At 40.4% G+C, this 25,436-nt stretch carries 20 protein-coding genes; 10 read left to right on the top strand and 10 right to left on the bottom strand.

Annotated elements, in window-relative coordinates:
* Positions 1–380: 380 nt before the first annotated feature.
* Positions 381–1,337, bottom strand: coding sequence for a tRNA (5-methylaminomethyl-2-thiouridine)(34)-methyltransferase MnmD (locus U2718_RS26430; protein WP_341997165.1), 957 nt, complete (start codon positions 1,335–1,337; stop codon positions 381–383).
* 143 nt (positions 1,338–1,480) lie between these two features.
* On the opposite strand from U2718_RS26430, the gene U2718_RS26425 reads away from it, so the two are divergent.
* On the top strand, positions 1,481–2,293 hold the full coding sequence (locus U2718_RS26425) for a sulfurtransferase (RefSeq protein ID WP_341997167.1): 813 nt from the start codon (positions 1,481–1,483) through the stop codon (positions 2,291–2,293).
* Between the two features lie 69 nt (positions 2,294–2,362).
* Here U2718_RS26425 and U2718_RS26420 read toward each other — a convergent pair whose 3' ends face one another.
* Positions 2,363–3,751, bottom strand: a complete 1,389-nt coding sequence (locus U2718_RS26420) for a hypothetical protein (RefSeq protein ID WP_341997169.1) — start codon at positions 3,749–3,751, stop codon at positions 2,363–2,365.
* 373 nt (positions 3,752–4,124) lie between these two features.
* Between U2718_RS26420 and U2718_RS26415 the strand changes: the two genes are divergently transcribed.
* The gene (locus tag U2718_RS26415) at positions 4,125–5,582 is read left to right on the top strand and encodes a hypothetical protein (protein WP_411813371.1); all 1,458 of its coding nucleotides are present in this window, start codon (positions 4,125–4,127) and stop codon (positions 5,580–5,582) included.
* Between the two features lie 70 nt (positions 5,583–5,652).
* On the opposite strand, the gene U2718_RS26410 is transcribed toward U2718_RS26415, so the two are convergent.
* Entirely contained in the window at positions 5,653–8,064 is a 2,412-nt protein-coding gene (locus tag U2718_RS26410) for a serine/threonine-protein kinase (protein WP_341997174.1), read from the bottom strand.
* A gap of 709 nt (positions 8,065–8,773) precedes the next feature.
* Between U2718_RS26410 and U2718_RS26405 the strand changes: the two genes are divergently transcribed.
* From U2718_RS26405 to U2718_RS26390, 4 genes are all read left to right on the top strand, one after another.
* Positions 8,774–9,298 (top strand): NYN domain-containing protein, encoded by a 525-nt coding sequence (locus tag U2718_RS26405; protein WP_341997176.1) that lies wholly within the window; start codon positions 8,774–8,776, stop codon positions 9,296–9,298.
* An 86-nt stretch (positions 9,299–9,384) separates the two neighbouring features.
* Positions 9,385–10,980, top strand: a complete 1,596-nt coding sequence (locus U2718_RS26400; RefSeq protein ID WP_341997178.1) for a 2-isopropylmalate synthase — start codon at positions 9,385–9,387, stop codon at positions 10,978–10,980.
* A 144-nt stretch (positions 10,981–11,124) separates the two neighbouring features.
* Positions 11,125–11,523 carry a photosystem II protein Psb27 gene (gene psb27 / locus U2718_RS26395; protein ID WP_341997181.1) on the top strand — a complete coding sequence of 133 codons (399 nt, stop codon included), beginning with the start codon at positions 11,125–11,127 and terminating at the stop codon, positions 11,521–11,523.
* A gap of 400 nt (positions 11,524–11,923) precedes the next feature.
* Positions 11,924–13,390 (top strand): family 10 glycosylhydrolase, encoded by a 1,467-nt coding sequence (locus U2718_RS26390; protein ID WP_341997185.1) that lies wholly within the window; start codon positions 11,924–11,926, stop codon positions 13,388–13,390.
* Between the two features lie 16 nt (positions 13,391–13,406).
* Here U2718_RS26390 and U2718_RS26385 read toward each other — a convergent pair whose 3' ends face one another.
* The 3 genes from U2718_RS26385 to U2718_RS26375 form a co-directional block, all read right to left on the bottom strand.
* Complete coding sequence (locus U2718_RS26385; RefSeq protein WP_341997186.1) at positions 13,407–14,132, bottom strand: hypothetical protein; 726 nt, start codon at positions 14,130–14,132, stop codon at positions 13,407–13,409.
* Between the two features lie 307 nt (positions 14,133–14,439).
* Positions 14,440–14,844: a hypothetical protein gene (locus U2718_RS26380; RefSeq protein WP_341997188.1), complete on the bottom strand. Its 405-nt coding sequence runs from the start codon at positions 14,842–14,844 to the stop codon at positions 14,440–14,442.
* A gap of 2 nt (positions 14,845–14,846) precedes the next feature.
* Entirely contained in the window at positions 14,847–15,818 is a 972-nt protein-coding gene (locus tag U2718_RS26375; protein ID WP_341997190.1) for a hypothetical protein, read from the bottom strand.
* Between the two features lie 226 nt (positions 15,819–16,044).
* On the opposite strand from U2718_RS26375, the gene U2718_RS26370 reads away from it, so the two are divergent.
* Together U2718_RS26370 and U2718_RS26365 are read left to right on the top strand one after the other, a co-directional pair.
* Entirely contained in the window at positions 16,045–16,365 is a 321-nt protein-coding gene (locus tag U2718_RS26370; protein WP_341997191.1) for a hypothetical protein, read from the top strand.
* Complete coding sequence (locus tag U2718_RS26365) at positions 16,284–16,682, top strand: HNH endonuclease signature motif containing protein (protein WP_341997193.1); 399 nt, start codon at positions 16,284–16,286, stop codon at positions 16,680–16,682. Before U2718_RS26370 ends, U2718_RS26365 begins: the two co-directional genes overlap by 82 nt.
* Before the next feature lie 149 nt (positions 16,683–16,831).
* Here the strand turns inward: U2718_RS26365 and ndhD1 are convergent, their stop codons facing one another.
* The 4 genes from ndhD1 to U2718_RS26345 all read right to left on the bottom strand — a co-directional run bounded on the left by ndhD1 (position 16,832) and on the right by U2718_RS26345 (position 22,671).
* Positions 16,832–18,418, bottom strand: a complete 1,587-nt coding sequence (ndhD1, locus tag U2718_RS26360; RefSeq protein ID WP_341997195.1) for a photosynthetic/respiratory NAD(P)H-quinone oxidoreductase subunit D1 — start codon at positions 18,416–18,418, stop codon at positions 16,832–16,834.
* A gap of 214 nt (positions 18,419–18,632) precedes the next feature.
* Positions 18,633–20,729 (bottom strand): NAD(P)H-quinone oxidoreductase subunit 5, encoded by a 2,097-nt coding sequence (locus tag U2718_RS26355; RefSeq protein ID WP_341997198.1) that lies wholly within the window; start codon positions 20,727–20,729, stop codon positions 18,633–18,635.
* A 422-nt stretch (positions 20,730–21,151) separates the two neighbouring features.
* A complete protein-coding gene (locus U2718_RS26350) occupies positions 21,152–21,532 on the bottom strand; it encodes a thioredoxin family protein (protein ID WP_341997200.1) in 381 nt (126 codons plus the stop codon).
* A gap of 422 nt (positions 21,533–21,954) precedes the next feature.
* Positions 21,955–22,671, bottom strand: a complete 717-nt coding sequence (locus tag U2718_RS26345; RefSeq protein WP_341997201.1) for an NnrU family protein — start codon at positions 22,669–22,671, stop codon at positions 21,955–21,957.
* Between the two features lie 213 nt (positions 22,672–22,884).
* Here U2718_RS26345 and U2718_RS26340 point away from each other — a divergent pair, with 213 nt between their 5' ends.
* Together U2718_RS26340 and U2718_RS26335 are read left to right on the top strand one after the other, a co-directional pair.
* Positions 22,885–23,904: a LysR family transcriptional regulator gene (locus U2718_RS26340; protein WP_341997203.1), complete on the top strand. Its 1,020-nt coding sequence runs from the start codon at positions 22,885–22,887 to the stop codon at positions 23,902–23,904.
* Positions 23,905–23,993: 89 nt separating this feature from the next.
* Positions 23,994–25,409 (top strand): serine/threonine-protein kinase, encoded by a 1,416-nt coding sequence (locus tag U2718_RS26335; protein WP_341997205.1) that lies wholly within the window; start codon positions 23,994–23,996, stop codon positions 25,407–25,409.
* The last annotated feature ends 27 nt before the right edge of the window (positions 25,410–25,436 follow it).

Here is a 25,436-nt window from a genome sequence, read left to right as displayed (position 1 = left end):
AAACAATTTTAGTCAAGGGCAGTTCAGATTTTTCATAGAAATTTATGAGTATAATAACGGTAGAGAAATTTATCATCGTTCAATTTATTTAAAAGCAGAAGTTTCAGGTAGAGCAAGTTAGTATAATGTACTTAACTACCAAGGTAAGAAAGAGCGTCAAACTAAAGCAATCAATATAAGGTACTAAAGATAAACTACTGAGTATACAAGTAACTTATATCACAGTTATAGTATTTATACTATCGGAATAACAAACTGTAAAGCAAGTAAAATAAATTACATACAAGTACGTTAGTTTCAAAAATAGAGTATTTTTATATTTGTTAACGAACAATAGCTAGACAGAGACTTTCAGGCAAAGAAGATTTTACTGAAACTATTCATTCTTCAGTTTTGAAGAGCCAACGTTTTCGCCAACGAGACGTCGGTTCCAAAGAAGAAGCTTGTTGTTCTTGTTGTCGCCGTTTGAGTATGACGTTCGGAGAGTCTTGCAATTGAGGATCGCGGTAAGGAATGGCAGCACGAGTTAGCAAATGTTCCTGTTCGGCTTGAGAGAGCGGTGGTAATGACGCAAAGACACGGAGAGTAGGGGACGCGGAGAGATTTTTTGAGAGATTCCCCGCATCTTCGTATTCCCCTGTCTGCGTGTCGCGATTGTGGGCTGCAACAGTACCAGGCGATCGCCTCCCTACTGGAGGAGTTGAACCGATTTGTAAGCCAGCAGCTAAAAGTGCCGTACGTACAGCAGCAGCACAGGAGTAAGTCGCAATTAAGCCATCTTCGTGCAAACACAGAGCAAGTTGTTTGATAAATTCAATAGTCCATAGGTGCGGACACTGAGGCGGAGAAAATGGATCAAGAAAAATTGCATCCGCTCGGAAACCTGAGTTGTAAACTTCCCTAATCGTAATTCTGGCATCGCCAATTAGTAGCCTAGCTTGCAGGTAATTGGTTTGAATTTGATGCTCGAAAGCCAGTTGTGTGAGAATTTTGGTGTGCTCGTAATTCCAGTGATCAAATAAGTGATGAGCGATCGCAGCTTGTGGCACAGCTGGATTCTGTTCTAAACCAATTATTTCTACATCACAATTAGGATTGACAGCCCAAATAGATTGTAAAGCAGCCGCTGTATTGTATCCTAAACCATAGCAAACATCCAATAACCGCAGCATCGATTTATTTGCTTTTAAAGTTAATTGAGTCGGCTCGACAAACTTAAAAAAACTTTCCTGACGCGCTCCAAAATGGCTATGGAAAGACTCACTAAACTCTTTAGAAAAGAAGGTGAAGGAGCCATCAGCTGTAATTTCAGGTGTAAAATCGTTTAAGTTTGACATTCTATGGATTAGGAAGAGGACACGGAGAGTAATAAACCACTAACCACTGTACGGGCGGGTTTATTTAAATATTTCGGCATCCTAGAGAGATTGTTGTAAAAACCCGCCCCTACCACTAACTAATGACCAATGACTAATGATAAATGACTATGATTGTTGTTTCCCATGAGTGGCTGTTGGAACATCTTGAAGATCCAGAAGTCGTTATAGTTGATTGTCGTTTTTCTCTTGCCGATCCGCAACAAGGAAAACAACTTTACCAAATCAACCATATCAAAACAGCTTACTATCTAGATTTAAACGAGGATCTTTCTAGCCCTGTGGCAAAACATGGAGGAAGACATCCTTTACCCAATCCCAAGGAGCTAGGTGACAAATTAGCCAACTTGGGGGTGAATTTCCAAAAAACTTTAGTTGTAGCTTACGATGATTCTCGCCTTGCATTTGCAGCCCGTCTTTGGTGGTTATTGCGCTATCTTGGACATGAAAAAGTGGCGGTATTAGATGGTAGCTTTAGCAAATGGCAAAAAGCCGGATATCCTGTCACAGATATTATCCCTGAATCTCAGAAAGGAAATTTTGTCCCGCAGATTCAAGCGCAGATGATGGTGGATCGAGAAGTTGTAATTAATCGGAAAGATTTGCCAAATGTGGTGTTAGTAGATTCGCGAGAAAGCGATCGCTACCAAGGCATTAGGGAACCGATTGATAAAATTGCCGGTCATATTTCTGGTGCAGTAAACTATCCCTGGCAAGAAGTAACAGACTCTTCGGGGTACTTACTTTCATCTTCAGAGCAACGCCACCGCTGGTCAAAGCTAGACAACGCCGAAGAAGTTATAGTGTACTGTGGTTCTGGTGTGACTGCTTGTGTCAATTTACTATCTTTAGAACTGGCTGATATTCACACAGGCAAACTTTATGCTGGTAGCTGGAGTGATTGGATTAGTTATTAGTCATTTGTCATTTGTCATTAGTAAAAATCTCTGGACTCTGGACTTTTGACTATGGAATCTGGACTAATTTCAAAACCGTCCTAATTGCAAATTGTAATTCACACTAAAAAACCAGCCATCAAAATCAATAAAGGGGTCAGTAGAACCACCTAATGTCACTCCAGTTTGCAAATTAATATTGGTGTGATCTGATATTCTATAATTCAAGTGACTATATAAACGATGATACTGATCCTCTCTGTCGCGCTGGCTAAAGTTTGACAAGCCAAACTGGTAATTCAGCCCCACCTGAACATATCTTTGCAAATAGTAGTTTAAAGAAACCCACAAAAAATTACTGATTCGGTTACGTTGTTCTTGTGGATCGGTAAAACTAACACGAAATTCGTAAAAGCTGTCTAGCATCAACCTTGATGTTAAAGAATCTCGCCGCCCCAGAGACAAACGCAGCGAATTCTCGTTTAAAAAGCGATCGCCTGCTTTAAAAAAATCTCCATCTCTGGCATAAAATAATTGTTGATTAGTCCAACCAAATTCTCCGTACATTCGCCTTGTCAGCTGCTGATAAATACTGAGGTTAAATCTTACCTGGTTGTAGTTGTATTTTCCTTGATTTAAGTAACGATAGATACCACCGTCAATCGATCCATTCAGGAAAGTATTACTTCCCAAGGGTATCGGCATAGAAGCTAGTGTCAATCCAGAAAAAATCAGAGCATCTTCGATGGGATCTACAGCGGAGGAAAAAATATTACTTGTCTGAAAGTAACTTACATAAGCCTGTAAATAACCTATTGGCTTAAATGGAACTGCAAGTTGTTCTATAGGTAAAGGCTGCGGTTGTTCCAAAGGAAGTGGCACTTCTCTAAGTCTTAGTTTGCCTAGTTCTTCTTCAAAGATAGATTCCGAAGCTGGTTGCTTATTTTCTTGCAATCTTTGCAGTAGTCTTTGAAGTCTCTCTTCACTATCCACTATCTCAGGTGTTTTTAGCTTTTCATCGATTTGTGTGGGAGAAGGCAGAGGAATCTCGGTTGGCTGTGTTTCTAACTGTGGTGGTTCATTTGTCTGTTGATTATTGCCCACATTAGCTTTTGGCAAAGGAGTAGATTGTGAGGTTAGTGGTTTTGGCTGTATCAGAGCAGGTGGAGTCTGAGAACGTAAATTTTGTACATCATTTTTAGAGGCAGCTTCATTATTGGTACTACTGTTCTTACTGGTAGTCTGCAACGAGCATGATCGCTGAGATTTGACATAAACAGCCTCTGGCTGTTGCTGCTGGCATGGCAGAGGAGTTACCTCGACATCTACAGAAGGGTTTGTCACTCCAAATTTATCTTGAATGCTCTCATAGTTTGAATTTACAGCCCATGTCCGACTAATATTGGTAAAACACCAGTTTGTACTACTGGATATTAACAATATTAGAGACCACAAGTTTTTCCAGCCTTCGGATTGCATATTAAATTTGTTTTAGTCAGCTTAGACTTATAAGCTTTTTCAGAAGTTCCAAATTATTAATCATTAAGTTCTCAAGTAATTTTATTTATTCACAGATTAAATTTATGTTAATTTGGAAAAATCAAAATGTTGTCAAAATAAAATTTTATCATCTTCATAGTTGAGTACTTTTCATGTGTGTAGCATTAATTAAATATACTTAAGCGTCAAGTTAGACGTCTAACGTGAGTGTGTTTAATCAGTTTGAAGTTGTAATTAAACATGAACAAATTGTGTCAAGAATGTAGACATAGCAATTAGCAGATTCAATCTTTTACATTAAAACCTGTCTTGCAAGAGTTTGGTGTCAGTGAGTTTATCCAAGGCTGTAAAAATGTTTCGCAAGTTATTCCCATTAATGGTAGTTGGTTTCTGGGGGATTTTAGTCGTACCTTTGTCAGAACGGGCAAGTGGTTCTACTCCACTAACTAGAGCTGTGATTTTAAACCTCCGTAACTGGGTGCAGCTCATCCCTCACAATCAATCCCAGCGCCCAGCACGTAAATTAGATGCTATGAATCCTGGGGATGGCTTGCATACAGGGCGATTTTCCCTTGCAGAATTACGATTCAATGATGGCTCTTTGGCAAGAGTAGGGGAACAAGCAATATTTCGGTTTATACCTAAGACACGTAATTTTAGATTATCAAATGGCACTGTATTGTTGCTCATCCCACCAAAAAAAGGGGTAACACGTGTGAACACACCAAATGCAGCAGCAGCCATTCGAGGTTCTGCATTGTTTGTGCGCTATGACGAAAAAAAAGACACTACAGTAGTAGCAGCATTAACGAATAGCGGTATAGAAGTTTTCAACAAAGATGCTACTCAAAGGCAGGAGTTGAAAGCGGGACAATTGGCAGTAATAGTTAAAGGTAGATTACAAGGTTTATTTGAATTTGATTTAAGGAATTTTTATGATACTAGCTATTTAGTTCAAGGACTAGATTTGCCTCAACGTATTGCGCCTGCTCCAGATCCGGCAATCGCCAAAGTTCAAGCTGAAACTGCTGCTGCTGTGTCTTCTCAGATACCAGTTATCGGTAAGGGAGTAGTGGAAAACCCATCTTTTATCAAGTTAAGTACTAGTCCCTCAAATTCGTCTGGTAACCCTAAAGTCAACGAAAATTCTTCTACAAATACCTCTCAAGAAACAAAAAAAGATTCATCAAATACCACTGAGCAAAAAGATAGTGGTGATACCACTAACAGTAATAAACAAACAACAAATAATACTAATAATTCCAACAATAACTCTAACAATCAAAATACAGAGGCAGATAATTCCAAAACTCAAAACACTACTACAGATACTTCCAACTCAAATAATCAAAATACTACTACAGATACTTCCAACTCAAATAATCAAAATACTACTACAGATACTTCCAACTCAAATAATCAAAATACTACTACAGGTACTCCCAACTCAAATAATCAAAATACTACTACAGGTACTCCCAACTCAAATAATCAAAACACTTCTCCATCAACTTCAACCACAGATAATTCTCCCAAGCAAGAAACTTCTCCATCAACTTCAACTACAGATAATTCTCCCAAGCAAGAAACTTCTCCATCAACTTCAACTACAGATAATTCTCCTCAACAAGAAACTTCTCCATCAACTTCAACTACAGATAATTCTCCCAAGCAAGAAACTTCTCCATCAACTTCAACTACAGATAATTCTCCCAAGCAAGAAACTTCTCCATCAACTTCAACCACAGATAATTCTCCCAAGCAGGAAACTCCTGAATCGCAAACTTCTGGCTCAAACGCTGGAGGATAGAATAATCAAAAACTTCCTGCTTAACACTTTGTTAGCTTAATGCCGAATAGCTCATCAGAACTGCCGAAATTTATTCTTGATTTTCTTCTATTTCAGGTAATAAATATGTAGAAAAGGTTAAATTTTGAATGTCATCATCTTCAGACGCTTTTATCCAAAGTGTTGTAGAAGTGTCGAAATCTTCTAAAAACAGAGTACTTGGTAAGGATTTGTCTCTGAATAAAAAGTCTCTATCTTCAGAAGAAATGAATTTGTTTATTGCCTCAAGTACCTCTAATGCAGATTGATAGCGCTGTTGAAAATCTTCCAACACCATTTTAGAAATAATTTCAGCCAAAGCATGGCTGATATGTGCTTTATCACTCCATTTCAATTCACCATTTGCATCTGTTTCTAATTCATGAGGCGAGATGCCAGTCAAAGCTTTAATGGCAATCATCCCTACAGCATAAATATCACTACTATATTGTGGGCGTCCAAAACATTGCTCACTTGGTGCATAACCTTTAGTACCAATACCAATAGTAAATGCTGTTTGCTGTTGAGTTTCTAACTGTTGTATGACTACTTCCTTGACAGCTCCAAAATCAATCAGTACTAACTTACCGTCTGAGTCTCGCCGGATGATATTACCTGGTTTAATATCTCGGTGAATGACACCATGTTGATGGACAAATGCCAATGTTTGCAATAAGTCTTGTAAAATCTTGATCGTATCCGTTTCTGAAATTCTTTTACCTGAGGGTAGTTCTTGACTGAGAGCGTGACCAACTATATACTCTTGAACTAAATAAAATTCTTCTTCCTCTTCAAAACAAGCTAAAAGTTGAGGTATTTGACTGTGAATACCCAATTTTTGCAGTGTTTGGGCTTCTAAATAAAATAATCGTCTAGCAATTTTTAACTGCTCCAATTTAGAGCTAACTGGTTTTAGCTGTTTGACAACGCACAGAGGATTACCCGGAAGTTGGGTATCTTCGGCAATGTATGTTTCGCTAAATCCTCCTGCACCAAGAACTTTAAGTATTTTGTAGCGCCCGCCCAGAATTTTTCCTGATAGTGCTATGTCAAGTTGTTGAAGCAAGTCTTGAAAATCGTCTTGATTGATAATTTCTTGAACAACAGGAGAAGATTTATATTTGTTGAAAATAGCCAGTAATTGCTGTTTTCTGAGAGTTTCTCTAACTATTTCTGTTCCTAAATATGAGATTCCCAGTGCTGCGATCGCTAACACTGGAACAGCAGTAGGAAAAATGATATGGTTAGAAACAAAAAATGCATAACTAATTACTAACCAGCCCATTGCCAAAACAGTGCTACAGAAAAATCTACTTATACCTCGCTTACGTTTGGCAACTATGACACTACATCCGGCGACTAAACATAGTACAAACACACCACGCCAAAATTGATTCTTAATTGCTTCGACAATACTTTTACCTGCCATCAAAGTAGCGATCGCGTTGGCATGAATTTCTACCCCCGACATCTGTTCTGGATACAGCCAGCTAGAAGCAGCAGGCACTGAATAGTAATCCTTTGTTAACTGAGCTGTTGCCCCAATCAGTACTATTTTGTCTTTAAATACCTTTCCCTGTTGTAAATAAGTATTCCAGTTTTCTGGATCAAATACGTGCCAAAAGGGTATCGTTTCAAATGTCCCTGCACTGCCATAAAAATAAATGTGATCGCCTTTTGGTTGAGGATAATTAATTTGGGATGCCCTCAAAACAATTTCGTCAAAAGAAGGCATATTATCTATTGGCATCCAACCCTGTTTTTCGGCTAGTAATTTCGGAAATTCGTTAGCTAATCGATGAACTTTGTTATCTACCTCTTTGGGAAAATTAACTGAGCCAATTGACACTGAACCTGTACGAAATAACTGCTGAGGTTGTGTTAATTGCCAGAAGATGCCTTGATGCGTTTCAAAATTTTCGTATAGTGCGGCTAAAGAAACCTTACTACCATAACGCTGTAATACTTTTTGCAACTGGCGATCATCTTTTTCGCCGTAGCTACTTGGTAAATCAAACACAACATCCACCGCCACATGGCGCACTCCTGCCTGTACCAATTTTTCAATTACTTGAGCATATGCCGCACGTTGAAAAGGAAATGCTTTAAGTGGTTCTAAGTATGCATGAGCTTGCGGATCTCTGTGATAGTGGTATTCCGGCTCTGATATAGACTGCTCATCAATTGCCAAAATTATAATATTCTCTGGAGGTGCTACGGAACCCCGCAAGATAAAAAAACCACAATAGACTTGGTTTTCAATTAATTGCACCCAGCCAAAGCTATAGGCTGAAAGTAATGTAGCTCCTATAACTGAAGCGCCAGCCAGCAAATCGCCCAAACGTGCTATCAACTTTGAGTGACGTAGCGATTTTGTCAAAGTCGCTTTTGTTGGTTTACTAGAAAATTGATTGGCAGTAGAGACATCTTTTTTGGTTAATGTATATTTAGGTTCTTCTGCCATATCGTATTCCTGAATGATTTACGTACTATGCTTTTATTTATTTACCCACTCTTTTAGAGCAACTAAAGTTGAATAGGGCTTAAATGAAAAACTTATACATTTGTAAACTATCCTTTATTATTAAGCAAAATTGCGTTATTTCAGCTTTTAAAAGCTCTATTCTGCCATTTAGCCATTATCTAACTTCTTACTTAACTTAGCTTTTAAGAGTATTTTTGCAAAGACAGATGAGTTTCAGCGAGATGTTACTACCAAGATTAAGCTGTTACCCCAGCCAATCAGTACACCCCAAAATTTCTTTGGGTAAATTTCCTATAGGTTATACATATAAACTTCACATCCATCTTGTACAATACTTTGTCTCCCCAGAGGAATATTCCCAGCCTTAAATTTTCCTTGAAGCTTATTCCATACCATTTTAGGAGTAAACTTGATTGGTATACAGGTGTTGAAAGCTTTTACTCAGTCAATTTTATTGGTAAATTTTGATCACAGGGTGCAACCAATCGCGCTAAGTGTGAAAAAGTAAAGCACCAAATAAAGGTTAACACCAATGTTTAAGTCTGATTTCTACTTTCACAAGAGGTTATATAAAAGCTATATATGACAACATAATTTATAGGTAATGGCAAATTTACTATTTTATAATTGCTATAATCTATTGTTCACTCTAAATTCTTCTTTATCTATCTATTAGGTGTAAATTTCTATGGGTTCCTCGATGAATCGTCTGTCTATTTTTGTAGACGGAAATAATATGTTCTATGCTCAACAAAAAAATGGTTGGTTTTTTGATCCACGACGAGTATTAGAATACTTCAAACACGAACAGTCGGAAACAACCTTAATTAATGCATTTTGGTACACTGGCTTAAAAGATCCACAAGATCAGCGAGGTTTTAGAGATGCTTTAATTAGTCTTGGATATACAGTTAGAACTAAAATTCTGAAAGAATACTATGATGATGCTTCTGGTCGTTACTCACAAAAAGCTAACTTAGATATTGAAATAGTTGTAGATATGTTTAATACAGTAGATCAATACGATCGAGTTGTTTTATTTAGTGGTGATGGAGATTTTGAAAGAGCTATAGAGCTATTACGTTCAAAAAATACTCATATTACAGTAGTATCAACAGAGGGAATGATAGCAAGAGAATTGCGTAATGCCACGGATAGATATATAGATTTAAATGATATTCGTGATCAAATAGAAAAAACAGATGCATCCTAATCTTGGTAGTTATTTAGATTTTTAAAAGTAAAAAGTTAGGTTTAAGTATTTTAAGCGATAAATAAAAACTAAACAAAGAACGGCAAATGAAAACTAAACCAGAACATATAATCATTTTTGATACCACACTTAGAGATGGCGAACAATGTCCAGGAGCGACTTTAAATATTGATGAAAAGTTAACAATCGCCAAACAATTAGCGCGTTTAGGTGTAGATGTAATTGAGGCAGGTTTTGCCTTTGCCAGCCCAGGAGATTTTGAAGCAGTTAACAAGATTGCTCAAACTGTAGGAACAGAAGATGGGCCAATAATTTGCAGTTTAGCAAGAGCGCGCCAAGAAGATATTAAAGCTGCTGCTGAAGCTATCAAACCAGCAGCAAAAGGACGAATTCACACTTTTATTGCTACTTCAGATATTCATCTCAAATACAAGCTGAAAAAAAACAGGCAAGAAGTATTGGCGATCGCCCAAGAAATGGTAGCTTATGCTAAACAATTCACCGATGATGTGGAATTTTCTCCTGAAGATGCTGGGCGATCTGATCCAGAATTTCTCTATGAAGTTTTAGAGCAAGCAATTTCTGCTGGAGCCACAACAGTTAATATTCCTGATACAGTTGGTTACACTACTCCAAGTGAATTTGGAACACTGATTAAAGGAATTAAAGAAAATGTTCCTAATATCAATCAAGCAATTATTTCCGTTCACGGCCATAATGATTTAGGTATGGCAGTTGCTAACTTCTTAGAAGCAGTCAAAAATGGTGCTAGACAGTTAGAATGTACTATCAACGGCATTGGTGAGCGCGCAGGAAATGCAGCACTAGAAGAATTAGTAATGGCTTTGTACGTGCGGCGTCAATATTTTAATCCCTTCTTAGGACGCCCGGTTGATTCGGAAGAGCCTTTAACCAATATTGATACCAAGCAAATTTACAGAACTTCCCGTCTAGTTTCCAATTTGACAGGAATGTTAGTACAACCAAATAAAGCCATTGTTGGTGCTAATGCCTTTGCCCACGAGTCGGGAATTCATCAAGATGGTGTGCTAAAAAACAAGCTCACCTATGAAATTATGGACGCCCGATTAATTGGTTTGACAGAAAACCAAATTGTTTTAGGCAAACATTCCGGCAGAAACGCCTTCCGCACCCGCTTGCGTGAATTGGGCTATGAACTGACAGAAACTGAATTAAATCAAGCATTTGTCAGGTTCAAAGAAATAGCAGATAAAAAGAAAGAAATTACAGATTGGGATTTAGAAGCAATTGTTAACGATGAAATCCAACAAGCTCCCGATCTATTTAAGGTAGAGTTGGTACAAGTTTCCTGTGGTAGCAATGCCAAGCCCACTGCTACTGTGACTTTGTGCACTCCAGAAGGCGAAGAATTAATGGATGCTGCTATTGGTACTGGGCCAGTGGATGCTGTATATAAAGCTATTAACCGTGTTGTTAATGTACCCAACCAGTTGATTGAGTTTTCTGTACAGTCAGTCACAGCTGGAATTGATGCGATCGGGGAAGTAACTATCCGTTTAAAACACGAAGATAGAGTATTTTCCGGTCATGCTGCAAACACTGATATCATCGTGGCGTCAGCGCAGGCATATGTCAATGCATTGAATAGATTATATGCTTGGTTGCAACTTCAATCTAAACAAGAGCAAATAACTGCTTAGTTAAAGCCCAAACAGGCTTTGCCTCAACTCCTCTCTCACAAAATTTAGGATTGTGCGTTGCGGGGAACTCCTCCAGAATGATCCCCATGATACCAATCCAAGATAGGATGGACGTTGATTTACGTATTGTTTTACATAATGCTTATGAAGCGCTATTGGTCACGTCTGCTTGCCCTAGTCTTAGTTGTAGCGATCGGCTTAATGGGTTGTTCCGGAAGTCCGGATGGTTTGAGCGGTGATTATCGCCAAGATACCCTAAGTGTAGTTAGTACTTTGAGGCACGCCCTAGATTTACCAGACAATTCACCAGAACAATCATCAGCACAAGCAGAAGCGCGTCAAAAAATTAACACTTTTGCAGCACGCTATCAAAGGGACAGTTCTGTTACTGGACTAAATTCCTTTACAACTATGCGAACAGCCCTTAACTCTCTTGCCGGACATTACAGTTCCTATCCCAATCGTCCTGTTCCACGGAAGCTCAAGGATAGGTTAGAGCAGGAGTTCAAGCAAGTTGAGGCGGCACTAATGCGTGGCGCTTAACTATTTGATATGCAAATCTAAAAGTCCATAGTCAAACATCCTTGATTTAGGCTATGGACTTTTACCTATTGATTATTTACTAATATTTCCTATAGTTATCATTATTAAATATAATGCAATAACTCTTTTGAAAATATTTTTACGTATTATTACTGTTAAATAATTTAAAAATTAATACGTAGAAATATTCTATATTCCTCTCCTACAAATTAAATAAATAGTAAAAAGCGGCAACAGAAATAGGAGATTGGAAGTCTTTGTAAAAGTAGGTTTTAAGCTGCCTATCACTCAATTTGAAATTTTTATGCACCTCCGTCTCAATCATAGGAGTTGGAGTTGATATTGATTTGTAATTCTAGTTTTACGTATGTCCAAGTGTTCCTTGAATGTTGCAAAACCAATGTTCTTTTGGCTACGTCTAAGTGCTACCATTCTCAGTAGTTCTTTGCTGATTCCATACTTGAGAATTCAACCTGTACAGGCACAAGTAAATCAACTTTGCCAGTTATCAACAGCAGAAGCGCGAGAAAAAGAAAACTTACGTTTAGCAGCACTAAGAGACAATCAAGAAGCTAAAAATAAATATCAGCAACTGCTGCGACAACATGCACAAACTTTGCAAGAATGTCGCAATCGAAATTGGCCTCAAGTCCAAGCAGTTTGGTTGCGTTTGTATCCTTGTGATGTTCGCCCAGGAGAAGTCGAACACATCATGGATCGAATTGTGAACAGGGGCTATAACCAAGTTTACTTGGAAGCTTTTTACGACGGGCAAGTTCTACTGCCAGCAGCTAATAACCCCACAGTTTGGCCTTCTGTAGTTCGTACTCCAGGAGCAGAACAAACCGATCTACTTTTAACAGCAATCCAAAAAGGGCGAGAACGAGGACTTAAAGTCTATGCTTGGATGTTTACAACAAATTTCGGTTATACCTATGCCCAACGCCGCGATCGCGAAAGAGCGATCGCTCGCAATGGTAAAGGTCAAACAAGCCTATATGTTGTAGATAATAACTCGCAAGTATTCATAGACCCCTACAACTTGCAAGCAAAACGTGACTATTATCAAATGGTACAAGAAGTGATACGTCGACGTCCGGACGGAATACTATTTGACTACATACGCTATCCTCGCCAGGCAGGAAGTAATTCTATCGCCACCAAAGTTACAGATTTGTGGCTTTATAGTGAAGCTACCCAACAAGCCTTATTTCAAAGAGCGCAGAATAATAAAGGACAAGAATTTATCCGACGCTTTTTGAGTAAGGGATACGTCACAGCTGGGGACATTGCTGAAGTTGATAAACTCTATCCTCAAGAAGGTGAACCTTTATGGCAAGGACGCAACCCACCGATAGAGCAAAAGTCAATTCTACCTCCAGAACAACGACAACCACAATTACAAATGGAGTTGTGGCAGCTTTCAGTTGCTCACGCTATGCAAGGTATTCTGGATTTTGTAAACCTAGCAGCCTATCCAGCTCAACAGTTAGGTATTCCTGCCGGAGTAGTCTTTTTTCCTGATGCTAACCAAAATGTTGGGCGAGGGTTTGATTCTCGCTTGCAGCCTTGGGATAGATTTTCAAGTAAATTGGAGTGGCATCCAATGTCTTATGCTAATTGCGGTAATGTTAGTTGTATTGTCGCACAAGTGAAACAGGTATTAAATACAGCAAATTTTAGTACTCAGGTAATTCCAGCTATAGCGGGTGCTTGGGGCAAACCTGTAAATGGTCGTCCATCCATAGAAACGCAAATGCAAGCACTTCGCCAATTTGCACCACGACTACGAGGAGTAAGTCATTTTGCTTATTCTTGGCAATACCCAGAGCATGATAATAATCGCAAATTTTGCCGCGCCCAGTAAGTAAATCTACTACAAATTAGCTGGCTTTGGGAGAGGCGATCGCCTGAGTATATAAAGTTTCAAAAATTACCATCATAAAATCAAGTAGTTCTGTCTCTGTAAGGTGATGACGTGATCGCTTGCCATACTTCTGCTGCAAATACTGCTTCCCCTCCTCCTTCGTCCAGCCTAATTCTGCTAAGTATGTGTCAATTTTAACCATCATTATCTCGCGCAGTTGAGCTATTGTTAAACGCTCAGAAATTTCTGTATGCTTTTGACTTGAGTGATGAAGATGATTGATTTTTAGACTTACTTTTTCCCCTAAAGCTTGCCAATTAAGCTCTTTGTGTCCGTCCCAATTAACATCTATAGCTCGATAATTTTCTGGATCGTAAATTGCACAAAAGACTATAGTTCTCTCGCCAGGACTGACAGTGATAGTAATTGGTTTACGCAATTGTTCAAAAGTAAGGGCATCCAACGACAGCAACAAACTTTTAGAAAAGTAAGAATCACTTCCTGAGCGGATAATATAAGGTTTATCTGCCAAAATAGATAAATCCGTTTTTTCAGCTTCTCCAAATGAAGTTTCAACTTTTTTGTTAACTTCTATTCCTGTAATCACCCCAGTTAAAGCTTTATCATAAATTGGTATTTGTCTTTTATCTTCAGAGAGCATATACCAACAGTAATCGGATTCTCGATTGACAAAAATGTACTGACTTTTTGGAATTTGTCCAAACCCCAATTTAATTTCCATATTCCCTATTTATGCTCCTATCTGTTTATTTGTTTGATACTCAGCTTTAAACCCCTTCATCAGCAAGAATGAGTCACCATATACTAATGATTCCCGTAATAATGACTACTCCATCACTCAGTAGCAGGAATTTGAGATTGAGGTAATGAGCGATCGCCTGTTGATAGAGGCTGAAAAGTAAATATATTTGTTGGTACAATTGTACTATAAAATTACCTTTAGTTAAATGTAGAGACGCGAATTTACCCTACAAGAACCCCTGCGGTGTACGCCTCTCTACTAGCTTCTGGGGTGTCTTGTTACAAAATCAAAAAGTCCATTCGTGGTTCGGATCGTTCAATGCAGCGCGGACAGATGCTAGATTAGCAAGTTCTTTGAATGGGCTTGATTTCGCTATTTCTGTAATTGAGTTTAAAGTAAGAGCGAGTTGCTCATTATTACCGGATGCGATCGCACTATCAACTACAGCAAATAAAGCGCGAAAATTTTCTGCACGTTCATCAAAAGAGCGATCAAGGTACGCCATCAACAACTCTCGCTGGGCGTTAATTCTGGTGATTGTTTCTTTCTCCCAAGCTTCTATTTCGCGTCGCTTCGTCTGTTCTTGTTCGGCTATCTTGAGGTAATCGGTGTAGGCTGAAACCATCTGTTGTAAGCATTCAGCAGGATTTATTTTTTCGACTACAAAAGTAGTTATTTTCTGTACAGACACGCTTAATTGTCTCCCAAGGAGCGGTATTTAGCTTGGATAGTGGCAGTAGCAGCATTTATCTGTCCTTCACCATCTAAAACAGGAGTTTTCATAATTTCTGCAAGAGCTTTCACCAGAAGTGCGACTTGTTGAAACTTGCTGGCATCACGGTTTTTATCAAATGATGGCAGTGATTCTAGTTCGTTGAGACCCAAAACAGCATAGTCATTGAGGGATTCGAGCAGATTTCTTAACTCGTTAATTCGTCTTCTTACTTGTTGCATAAAGTCTTTAGCAGCGTTCATCTTAGCAATTGCTGTATTGACTTCTGCTTCATACTCCCGTGCTTTTGTCAAAGCTTTCTCACCCTCACCAGCAAGTACAAAGCCACCAATAAGTAAAGCTGGGCCAACAGTTATACCACCTAATACAAGAGAACTAAGCGCCATTCCACCGCCATTAGCAACTAATGCGCCACCACCCAACCATGCGAGAGTAGCGTTCCACGCGGCTGCACCACTAAGCCCTGATATAGCTGCTCCAGTGCTAGCAACTCCCACAGAGGTGGCAAGACTCATTGCCCCACCATAACCTGCTGCTGCTGCTCCAATAGCCTTAACGCCTCCTTTGAAGAATTGTTCAGCTTGTAGTGCGGCAGTTTTATACTCCTTGATTTGTTGAATTGAAATATCTTCTAGTCCTTCTAAAAACTCCTTTTCACTTTGTTTTGCTGTACCAATGTTTCGCTCAATGAAGTCAACAAAGCGTCCAATTGTATACATCATCACATCAAGCTGGAAGTGACCATACTCTTCTGCTAGGTTGTTAGTGCCTTCCCAGTATTCTTTTAAGTCGCTGACTGCATCCTCGTGTCGCTTTTGAGCGCGTTTCCCAATTTCCTTTGCCTCATTCATATCGGAAAATCCTACTGCTCCTGCTCCTGCACCAACAACGCCAGTAGCTAAGGCAATAGCTCCTAAAATTAGTGGAATCATGAATACTCCTGATATTTATTTACTGCTTAAAAATTGTTAACTACAGATTTTCTCTGTTACTGCTGAGTAGTCTTAGTCTTATATATAGAGTTCCCTGATGAACAAATTAGTAACCATTTTTTTGCAGCTTATCTTTAAAAGTTCGATGAAGGTATCTCAAACAATTTCTAATGAGTTTTGCTGATATTTGCTATTATCGTGATACTAAAGGCATGAAAAGAACACCATGATTGCTCAAGAAATGGTTCAACCTTCATTCTTCATGCGCTCTGGAGTCAGGATGAGCCAGCTTGGAGATGTCCATATCTTCAAATTTACAGATGAATTACAGTCTCGGTTTGAAGAACTTCTGGTAAAGAACAAACAAGATATACTCACCAAAGAAGAGCGGGCTGAACTGGATGGAATCTCTGAATTATCGCGAATTTTTACTTTCATCAATGCCCAACTTGCAGCCCAAGCTAAATGGTGTCCAACTCAACTCGAAAACTTGTACGACGACGAGCCAGATTCCTCTGCGAGTATTGCCACTCCCCAGAATACCTAAGTCCAAATCGTTTCACTATTGACCACATCCAGCCTCAGTCTTTAGGCGGTTCTGATGATGTTGAAAATTTAGCTTTGGCTTGTCATCGCTGCAACAAGCGTCGCTACAACTTTACAAAGGGAACAGACCCTCAAACTCAGGAAATAGTACCTTTATTTAATCCCCGTCAGCAGCTGTGGTCTAAGCATTTTATCTGGACAGTAGATAGTTTGAAGATCTGTGGAGTTACTTCCATAGGTCGTGCTACGTGCGATCGCCTAGATATGAATGATGAAAGGCATGACGAGGGAGCAATTCAAGATGCTCGTAGGTTTTGAGTAGAAGCTGGTTGGCATCCACCCGTAGACGATCCTCGTCAATCAGCATGAAATAAATTGAGGAGCGATCGCACACAAAAAAGGGCAGGCAAAAACCTACCCTGTGAAATATTAAGAAAAGTAAAAGTCATCTATTTTTCTTTTATCTTTTACTTTTTCCTTATGTCTTCACCAATAGCAGGCGCATTTAGCGATACCGCAGGCGCTTTTTGTTGAGCTAATGACGGTACAGCATCTCGCAATCTTTCAGTTAGCTGTACTGTCGAAGCATCGTATACCTGAGTCAATATCTTGGGATACAAACCAATCCCAATAATTGGCACTAACAAGCAGGCGATGATAAAGATTTCGCGGGGTTCGGCATCGATGAGTTTCTGGTGAGAAACTAATTCTTTGTTCTCTTCGCCGTAGAAAATTTCCCGCAGCATTGACAGCAGGTAAACCGGAGTTAAAATTACTCCAACTGCCATCAAGAACACCACAATAACTTTGAAAGTGGGGTTATAGACATCGCTAGTAGCAAATCCTACGAATACCATCAACTCTGCCACAAAACCACTCATTCCGGGTAATGCCAAAGACGCTAAGGAACAAGTCGTCCACATAGCGAAAATCTTGCCCATTTTCTTGCCGACACCGCCCATCTCATCCAACATCAGGGTGTGGGTGCGATCGTAAGTTGCTCCTACCAAAAAGAATAAACTTGCTCCAATCAAACCGTGGGATACCATTTGCAGCATTGCCCCATTCAAACCCAAATCGGTAAAGGAAGCAATACCAATCGTCACAAAGCCCATGTGGGAAATCGAAGAGTAGGCAATCTTCCGCTTCAGATTGCGCTGCGCAAAGGATGTGAGGGCTGCGTAGATAATGTTAACTACCCCCAATATCACCAATACAGGGGCAAAATAAGCGTGAGCATCGGGAAGCATCTGAGCATTCATCCGAATTAAGGCGTAACCACCCATTTTCAGAAGAATACCAGCCAGTAACATATGTACGGGAGCTGTGGCTTCACCGTGAGCATCTGGTAGCCAGGTATGGAGTGGGAAGATAGGCAACTTGACAGCGTAGGCAATCAAAAAAGCACCATACAGCCAGAGTTGAAGGTTTAAGGCATAGTCTTTTGCAGCGAGCGATCGCATATCAAATGTGACCGTATCACCATAAAATGCCATCGCCAAGCCAGCTACCAAAATAAACAAGGAACCGCCGGCAGTGTACAAAATAAACTTAGTCGCTGCGTATTGCCGTTTTTTTCCTCCCCAAATTGCTAACAGCAGGTAAACCGGAATCAATTCCAGTTCCCATACCAGGAAAAACAACAGCATATCCTGGACGGCGAATACAGCAATTTGTCCGCCATACATCGCCAAAAGCAAAAAGTAAAATAGCTTGGGTTTTAGCGTCACAGGCCAAGCCGCCAAAGCCGCCAATGTGGTAATGAATCCAGTCAAAATAATTAGGGGCATTGACAAACCATCTGCCCCTACTGACCAATTCAAATCCAGCTGTGGAACCCAGGCATAACTCTCAAATAACTGCAAATTCGGATTGGAGAAGTCATACCCAAAATAAAAAGCAGTAACAATCAAGGCAAAATCGATCAACCCAACAATCAGGGCATACCAGCGCACTGTTTTGCCGTCTTTATCTGGGATGATCGGAATCAGCAGCGATGCTACTACGGGTAACAGAATAATTGTGGTCAGCCAAGGAAAATTAGCTGTATTCATCGAAGTCGTTCGTTATGTAAGGGCTTAGGCTACTAGCTATTAACTAGCAGTTTTTTCGCGATTAGGCCTTCATTTGTTAGGTTGATTTAACAAAAATCAAAAAAGATAAAGACAGGTAAATACATTTACCTGCCCTCATCCTCATAACACAAACTTATTGAGCAATAAATAACTCATGAGATAGCAACAGTGATTACTTACAACTTTGGTTAATTTAAGTTACACCAAAGACAATCACCAAGCCCAAGACTGCCGCAAACACAATTAAAGCGTAGAATTGAGCGCGACCGTTTTCAAAGTATTTCAAGCCTTCGCCGCTGACAAGGGTGAAAAAGCCTGTAAGGTTGACGGCACCATCGACAACGCGGTAGTCAACTTCCATCACTTGTCTAGCTAAACGACGTGAGCCAAGCACAAATACGCGGTGGTAAATGTCATCGAAATACCACTTGTTGAGAGATAACTCATAAAGTGGTTTAATTTGGGCCGCGATCGCCACTGGGTTAATCTTACCCCACAAATAGATTAAGGAAGCTACCGTAATCCCAATTAAGGAAATTCCCACTGAACCACCTGCCATGATGTAAAACTCATGCAGGTCAACTTCTGCGGCTTTTGCCACTACTTCCTCAAGGGTTTCGTTAGGGGAATAGATAAACTCCTCAAAGTAGTTAGCAAAGGGTGTCCCCACCAAACCAATCAACACCGAAGGAATTGCCAGCACCACCAATGGTAGGGTCATTGTCCAAGGGGACTCGTGCGGATATTCACTATGATTGTGTCCGTGGTTGTCGTGCTCGTGGTGTTCTTCGTGGGCTTCCAGTTCTCCTTTAGTCATCGCACCAGGGCCAAAAGCAGGAGTTCTTTCAAAACCCGTAACAATCGCCATGCCGACAGGAGACTTGAGCTTATCCCACAACTGGGTTTTATTGCCCCGGAATTGACCTTCAAAGGTGGTGAAATACATCCGGAACATATAGAAGGCAGTAATCCCGGCTGTGAGCCAGCCTACACCCCATAGCAGTGGGTTAGAGGCAAAAGCGGCACTGAGAATTTCATCTTTTGACCAGAATCCAGCAAAAGGCGGGATACCAGCAATTGCCACGCAACCGATGAAGAAGGTAAGTGCTGTAATCGGCATGAACTTACGCAGTCCACCCATTAAGCGCATATCCTGTGCCAAGTCAGGGTTATGACCGACGACTGCTTCCATGCCGTGAATCACCGAACCTGAACCCAAAAACAGCATCGCCTTAAAGTACGCGTGGGTCATGAGGTGGAAAAGCCCAGCCGAGTAAGCGCCTACTCCCATTGCCATCACCATGTAACCAAGTTGGGAAATGGTGGAGTAAGCTAAACCCTTTTTGATGTCATTTTGGGTAATGGCAATTGTTGCCCCCAAAAAAGCTGTAAACGCCCCAGTGTAGGCAATTGTATTCATTGCCGCCGGAACGTGTTCAAACACTGGGTACATCCGGGCAATCAGGAAGACGCCTGCTGCCACCATTGTTGCCGCGTGAATCAAGGCTGAGATGGGTGTAGGGCCTTCCATCGCATCTGGTAGCCAGACGTGGAGGGGAAATTGGGCTGATTTAGCTACCGGGCCTAAGAAGACTAAAATTGCAAACAAAGCTGCCAGAACATTACTGAGCGAACCTGTATGCAGCAGTTGGGCAAGGCGATCGCCCATGATCTGAAAATCAAAGCTTCCTGTTGCCCAGAATAGTCCCAAAATACCCAACAAAAGACCAAAGTCGCCGACGCGGTTGGTAACAAATGCTTTTTGGGCTGCATCTGCTGCTGATTTGCGATCGTACCAGAAACCAACCAGTAGATAAGAACACATACCTACTAGTTCCCAGAAGATGTAAATCTGCACTAAGTTGGGACTTACCACCAGACCCAACATCGAAGAGCCAAATAAGCTGAGATAGGCATAGAACCTGACATAGCCAGGGTCGTGCGCCATGTAGCCGTCAGTGTAAACCATGACTAAGAAAGCTACTGTCGTCACAATCACTAGCATCAAGGCTGTCAGGTGGTCAATAGTGTAGCCCATGCTCAGATGAAAATTGCCCGCAGCCGCCCATTCTAGGGTGCGAAGATAAGGGGCGTGTCCATGCAGTTGACTCCATAATATGGCAAACGACAGCCCCATCGCCGCTCCCATGAGGGAGATAATCAACACGGCGTTAAGCTGTCGTAAACGGTTCGTCACCTGATTGAGAGAGATTAATCCCAGCCCAACCAACATTGCCCCTAAAAGAGGTAATACCGGAATCAGCCAGGCATATTGATAGATTACTTCCATCACTGACGCCTACTTTTAGAATTCTTCATGAAAAAGGATGAAGGCCAAAGGATTTAAGGATGAAAGAATGTGCAAATTTCGCACGGTTATTGAGACTGCCTGCTTTTGGCACTTTAACACCCCTTGTTGTGGGCGAAATGTTTTGTGTGAGTAAAGTACAAGCTTCGACAGGAACCAGGAGCTAGACATTGTTTCATACTTTAACCTTCATACTTCAGCCTTTCGTTGATTAACTTGTCGGATCTGTTAATAATTGTGACACACACCCTTCACGATAAAATACCCCACCCGATACTGATTGAGTGAGGTAATTAAACATGGTTTTATATTTTTGGCATTTTTTGGCAGTTATAAGTCAAAAGTTGATAGCATAATTTTTTTTACTTTATAACCATTGACTCTTGACAAAGAATGTTTTTATGCTAAACAATTCCCAGCTCTGCTGTTTTAGTACTTTTGTGAACTTTAGGATGCTTGCCGTAACTAAGTTTTATTGCTTCTAAAGCCTGAAGTAAATCTTCACGCCCCCGAAAACCTTCCAAACGTTGCCTAACAATGCCATTTTCAATCAACAGCAAAGTTGGTAATGATTTGAGTCGATATGTAGTAGACAACTTGAAATTATCATCGGCGTTAATACCGACCAATTTAATTTGCTCGCCGCATTGCGATTTAAATTGCAATAACAAAGGGTGAATGATGCGGCACAAGCCACACCAAGGAGCTTCAAAATTTACCAAAACAGGAATCGGAGATTCTAAAACTTCTTGAGTAAACGTCCGCTCACTAACCGACAACACCATGATGCCTCTAAAATTATAGGGTTTTCATATCCAAATAGCGATCAACAGTAGTAGGGTAAGCCAGTAACTGTCAATAGACGCTTTCAGGGCATAATTACAGATGTACAAAAATTTTAGCCTTGATTTTATCTTGCTCATAATTGATGCTGGCACAAAAGCTAATGCATCAACCGTAGTAGGATTTTAAGGTTTTTCACTCCTGTTTGCTCGTCTAGAGAAGGAAAGTTAAACGTTCCGTTCCTTTTACTTAAAACGTTGATAGCTGACAAACAACTATCAATAATTAAAGTCTAAAATTTGCTAGTTCTACCTTCCCTGACAGCTACTTCAATTTATCCTACATTGAATTGGTAGTAACTGGTGAGCCAAAATGCTCATCTGGTTTCTATCCTATGCTGCTGTCAGTTTTGTTTCAACCTGGATCACCATTGTACCCTACTAGTTGCCGTCAACAATAGTGGATGAGACCACCATAGAAGTAATACAAATATCGCTACTCCCACATAGGCAGGGCGCAAAAATTCTCGCCATTCCAGATGTTGACGCCCATCTAGAATGGCAGCAAAAGGCATAATGCTCGTGCGTTCTTTGAGAGTGGCAAACGCTTTGCCATAGCGCCAACTTAAGCGGCGATCGCCATGCCAGACACCAAACAAGTGGTGCAAAATTAATCCTGCGGAAGTAACAAGGGTAAATGTAGTACCCAACCAGAGAGTATGGGCTACACACCAAATTATCTGTCCAACCATTTGAGGATGGCGGGTAATACGAATAATTCCTGTTTCATAGAGATGAACTTGTGGTTTGGTGACGGCAGCAATTTCTAGTAGATTGAAAGTAGCAGGATATAAAAATAAAAAAGATATTGCTGATAAAATCCAGACTAATGCCTTTACCCCAGGTAAACCTTGAATCTGCCAAAGTTGCAAACCATCATAACGGTGGTTAAAAAAGTAAATGATTAAGATTACAGCTAAAGGCAGGCTGATTAACGCAAACATAATGCGATAGAGGCGTGGGCCTATGTGTTTTTCTGCCCAAGGCCGCAAAGCAGCTCCTCCACTATGGGCAATTGCAAAACCTAATTGTAATCCCAAGATGACGAGATGGCTGGTAGTTAACCAAGATGGCAGCATCATAAACATAAGTGAAGTAACTTAAAGCAAGCTTAATTCAGTACAATCAATACCACAAAGTATTCAAAGGGGGACTTTAGTCAAGATGTTGTGTTACTGTCTTTTGCGGATAAAGCCTCCAAGTTTAAGATGCAATAAATTACGCCTAGCCAGAATACTATAAATTGCGGGTTTATTGCCAATGCTGCTCCTTTCAAAGTTTGTGGGTTGAGCCTTATGTCTGACCTTCCTTTCACATTAGATCAGTTACGTATTCTAAAAGCGATCGCCGCAGAAGGGAGCTTTAAGCGTGCTGCTGATAGCCTCTACGTCTCCCAACCTGCCGTCAGCTTACAAGTACAAAACCTTGAACGGCAACTCGATGTTCCCCTATTTGATCGTGGAGGACGCCGCGCACAATTAACAGAGGCAGGACATCTACTCCTAAGTTATGGAGAAAAAATCCTTAGTCTGTGTCAGGAAACCTGCCGTGCGATCGAGGATCTACAAAATCTTCAAGGTGGTACTTTAATTGTCGGGGCTTCTCAAACTACCGGTACTTATCTCTTACCCCGGATGATTGGGTTGTTTCGACAAAAATATGCAGATGTGGCGGTGCAATTACATGTCCACTCTACTCGCCGAACAGCCTGGAGTGTTGTGAATGGACAAGTTGATCTGGCAATCATCGGTGGTGAAATTCCTGGTGAGTTGGCAGAATCATTAGAAATCATTCCTTACTCTGAAGATGAGTTGGCGCTGATTTTACCTGTCTTTCATCCTTTTACAAAACTTGAAACCATTCAAAAAGAAGACCTATATAAATTACAATTCATAGCTCTCGATTCCCAATCGACAATCCGTAAGGTCATCGATCAGGTTTTAGCACGACATGATATTGATACACGGCGTTTAAAAGTGGAAATGGAACTCAATTCTATAGAAGCAATTAAAAATGCTGTGCAATCTGGTTTGGGAGCCGCTTTTGTTTCTACTTCCGCGATCGCTAAAGAATTACAAATGGGAGTTCTACACTGCACTCCCATTGAAGGTGTGATCGTCAAGCGAACACTGTGGCTAATTTGTAATCCCAATCGCTATAGATCCAAGGCAGCAGAAGCTTTTAGCAAAGAAATTCTCCCTCAGTTTGCTGCCCCTGGGTGGAATCTTGATGTGTTAAAATCGTCACACCATCATAGAAGTATGGCAATCAATACAACTTTAGATACGGACACATCTCACTCTGATGAGAGTTAAAATTTAGTCATTCGTCATTTGTCATTTGTCCTTTGTCATTCAGTAATGGCTGGTGATTAATGACTAATGACTGATGACAATTGACAAGTATGGAAACTTATTGCACTCGTCCCGGTTGTCCCCGTCCGCAAAACTATTTTCAAGATTTAGATGATCATTCCACCTTAAGAACAGTGCAGCAAAAATACTGCACAGCTTGTGGTATGCCCCTGATTTTAGTTGGTCGCTATTTACCTACAAAGTTATTAGGTAAAGGAGGATTTGGGGCAGCTTTTTTGGCACGCGATCGCTATACTCCTGGGATGCGTCAGTGTGTGGTTAAGCAATTCCAACCAGCAGGCAATTTAACCACTACTCAATTGCAATTAGCCCAAGATTTGTTTGAGAGAGAAGCTGTAGTCTTAGAAGAAATTGGCACTCAACACGACCAAATTCCCGATTTATATGCTTTCTTTCCGGTGATAGTTTCTAGTTTCTTACAACCAGGGAAGCAAGACCAATTTTTTTATCTCGTCCAGGAATACATTGATGGACAAAACCTTGACGAGGAATTAGCCCAAAAAGGTAAGTTTTCCGAACCAGAAGTATTGGAAGTACTGCGAGAAATTTTGAAGGTATTGCAGTTTGTTCATCACAAAGGCATTATTCACAGAGATATCAAGCCTTCTAATATCATGCGCCATCGTAACGGCAAACTTTACTTGTTAGATTTTGGCGCAGTTAAGCAGGTAGCTAATGCTGCATCTGGAGCAGCAGCTTCAACAGGAATTTATTCTTTGGGCTTTGCACCGCCGGAACAAATGTCTGGGGGACGGGTATTTCCATCTACAGATTTATACGCATTGGCTGTAACAATTGTAATTTTGCTCACGGGTGAGAATGATGTAACTCAATTATTTGATGTGTACAGCAACCAGTGGAAATGGCGCAGTCAAACTACAATTAGCTCTTATCTAGCTGATATTCTCGATCAGATGCTGTTACCTGCCGCCAATCAACGTTTTCAGTCAGCCCAAGAAGTTTTGGACGCTCTGAATGCACCACCGCAACCGATTGTACCTACCAAAATTCACCCCCAACAACCCAACCAATTACGACAACCGCAGCCTGTACCAAATCAACCCCAACAGCAACCATCTCGAACTTCCTCCGTAGCACCGTTCTCCACTTGGGAGTTTTTAACAGGTGCAGGATTTAGTGGGTTTGAGGGTGGATTAATTGCGATCGCCCTCTATAGTTTGATAAAATCCCCAGTCATTACTCTTGCTGCTTCCGCGCTAATTTTAGGCATACTAATTTTCGCTCAAACCAGACGATGGATTGAAAAATGGGATTTATTAATTATTCCTGCTATTACTTTTGCGATTATTTTTTTTGTACCCTTATTCCAAGCGGGTATTAGCATTCAACAAATTATTATTCTATCTATTGCAGCTGGATTAGTAACAATTGCAGTTACAGCACTATTTCGTCTGATTTACAAATTATTGTCTTTAATATTTTAACAGCTTAATACTCTTCACAAGCGAATC

It is taken from the genome of Chlorogloeopsis sp. ULAP02 (assembly GCF_038404745.2).
Taxonomy (GTDB): domain Bacteria; phylum Cyanobacteriota; class Cyanobacteriia; order Cyanobacteriales; family Nostocaceae; genus Chlorogloeopsis.
The sequence above is the reverse complement of the archived record's forward strand: the minus strand, read 5'-3'. Positions and strand labels throughout refer to the sequence as shown.